The organism is Deferrisoma sp., assembly GCF_054681715.1.
Genome location: NZ_BAAHFQ010000266.1, coordinates 1 through 2,598 on the forward strand (window position 1 = coordinate 1; position 2,598 = coordinate 2,598).

Consider the following 2,598-nt stretch of genomic DNA (forward strand, 5'->3'; position numbering starts at 1 on the left):
CACCGCCGGTTCGGGCCGGTGGAGGGCATGCGCTGCGCCCGGGTCCTGGGCCGGGCGGAACCGCCGCCCGAGGGCGGCGAACTCGAGCTCCGGCTGGGCGGCCGCGACTACCTGGTCCAAAGGGCTCCCGCGGGAAAGGGTCACGCCGTGGTGGTGGTGCAGGACATCACCGAGCGGCGCACCTTGGAACGGCAGCTCCAGCACGCCCAGCGGATGGAGAGCGTGGGCCGGCTCGCGGCTGGGGTGGCCCACGACTTCAACAACATCCTCGGGGCCATGGTGCCGTCGCTCGAGATGATGGAGCGGCGCATCGAGGATCCCAAGGCGCTTCGGTACCTGGCCACCGTGAAGACCGGCGCCGACCGGGCCGCCGGCTTGGTGCGCCAGCTCCTCGCCTTCAGCCGAGCCGGGGAGTTCGAACCGCGGCCGGTGGACCTGAACACCGAGGTGGAGCGGGCGCTCGGCCTGGTGAGACCGAGCCTCAAGGGCACCGAGCTGCGTTGGCTCCCGGACGACGGCCTCGAGCCGGTCCGGGCCGACCCCACCCAGGTGCAGCAGGTCGTCTTGAACCTCGTCCTGAACGCGGTGGACGCCATGGACTCCGGGGGCGTGCTGACCGTCGAGACCTTCCGCTCCCCGGATGCCCGGGCCGCCGTGCTGGCGGTCCAGGACACCGGCCCGGGCATCCCGGAGGACCTGGCCGAGCGGATCTTCGACCCCTTCTTCACGACCAAGGAACCCGGCAAGGGCACCGGACTGGGGCTCGCCATCGTGTACGGGATCGCCGAGCGCCACGGGGGGGCCGTGCGGCTCGTCAGCCCTCCGGGGGGAGGGGCCCGGTTCGAGGTGACCTTCCCCTTCGCCGAAGGGGCGGCGCCGGAGGCCGCGGCCCAGGGGGAGCCGCCCGCCGGTGCGGGCGACATCCTGGTGGTGGACGACGACCCCGTGGTGCTCGCGACCCTGGCCCGGGTGCTCCGGGACGCCGGCTACCGGGTACGGGCCGCCCGGAGCGCCGAGGAGGCCCTTCGGGTGGTCGAACGGGGCGACCGAACCTTCCGGGCCGCCCTCGTGGACGTGCGCATGCCGGGCATGGACGGCGTGGCCCTGGCCGTGAAGCTGCGGGACCTCGACCCGGGACTTCCCATCCGGTTCATCAGCGGGTACGCCGAAAACCGCGAAGACGAGATTCACAAACTCGGTTTTCCCAAACCGCTCCGCAAACCCTTCCAAACCCGAGACCTGTTGACCCTCCTCCAGACCATCGTACGGTCCTGATCCGCTCCCAAGCGATTTTTTGGGCCTCACCCCCTTGACACCACAGTGCCTGCGGCTAGACTTCGTGCCGTCGTTCTTTTCATACGTTGTTTGATCTTGTTTGGGGGCACATCATGGGGAATTCCCACCGGTTCCGGCTTCTCGGCCTCGGCCTCGCCGCCGTCTTCCTCGCCGCCTCCGCCTCGGCCGCGCCCCGGCTCACCGACGCGGAGTCCCATCCCTTGGGGGTGGGCAACCCCCTGCCCCGGCTCGCCTGGGCGAACCTACCCGAACCGGATCGCGCGTACCTCGGGCTCTCGTCGCCCGACGCCAGCACGGAGGACGTCCCGGGCGAGATCCTGCTGGTGGAGTTCTTCAACGTCCATTGCCAGTCGTGCATGGCCCAGGCCCCGGTCATGGCGGAACTCACGGCCCTCATCGCCGCCGACGAGGAACTCGCAGGGAAAGCCAAGATCCTCGGCGTGGCCGAGGGCAACACGGCCGACGAGGTGGCGGCGTTCCGGGGGAGGTACGGCCTGTCGTTTCCCCTGATCCCGGATCCCGAGTTCCTCGCCTATCACGCCTTTGGAAACCCCGGGGGCACGCCCTACACGGTGCTCTGTGTCCGGCGCGATGGCCGGTGGATCGTAGCCACGACCCACCTGGGGGCCATCACGACCCCGATGCTCCCGTTCTACGACATGAAGCGCTACCGCAACCTGGATCCCTCGCTCTTCAAGGGGCTCGCGGAGGAGGCCTCCGCGTTCCAGGTGGTGCGCAAACCCCCGGTGCTCCAGATGCCGGAGGACGAGGTGGTGCGCCGCATCCTCGAGGCGCCGGCGTTCCGGGGGCGGAAGGCGCGGGTCGAGGCGCTGGATCTCCCCCATACCGGCCGGGCCTGGCGGGTCGAGGCACCGGGGGGGCCCTACTTTGCCCGGGTGTTCTCGGTGGCCCCGGTGTGCGACATCTGCCACGCGCTGCACTTCGTGGCCGTGTTCGACCGGTATGGTGAGGTGGTCGACATCGTGAAACTCCGGATCAGCCGCTACGGGAACCAGGAGATCTCGGAGGAGGACCTGGCCTTTCTCCGGGCCCGGCTCCGGGGATTCAACGCGTTTCGGCCCCGGATGTTCGACCCCTCGGTGGACGCCGTGAGCGGCGCCACCATGTCGAGTTCCCTCGTGTTCGACGCGCTTCGCAACGCGGGCGCCTTCTTCCAGGACCTCATCGACGCCGGGCTCGTGAGCCCGTAACCCTTCGCCAAAGGAGGTGGGCCGTGAAGACCAAGCCAACCCCCCACTCCCGCCGTAGATTCCTGGCAGCCCTCGGCTCGGGCCTCGCCGC

Annotated in this window: 2 protein-coding genes; both read left to right on the forward strand. The window is 70.1% G+C overall.

Features of this window, described 5'->3' with window-relative positions:
• On the forward strand, nucleotides 1–1,275 hold a 1,275-nt coding region (locus ACY0I8_RS17625), incomplete at its 5' end, for a hybrid sensor histidine kinase/response regulator (RefSeq protein WP_461395790.1).
• A gap of 113 nt (nucleotides 1,276–1,388) precedes the next feature.
• Nucleotides 1,389–2,507, forward strand: a complete 1,119-nt coding sequence (locus tag ACY0I8_RS17630) for a hypothetical protein (RefSeq protein ID WP_459940056.1) — start codon at nucleotides 1,389–1,391, stop codon at nucleotides 2,505–2,507.
• The last annotated feature ends 91 nt before the right edge of the window (nucleotides 2,508–2,598 follow it).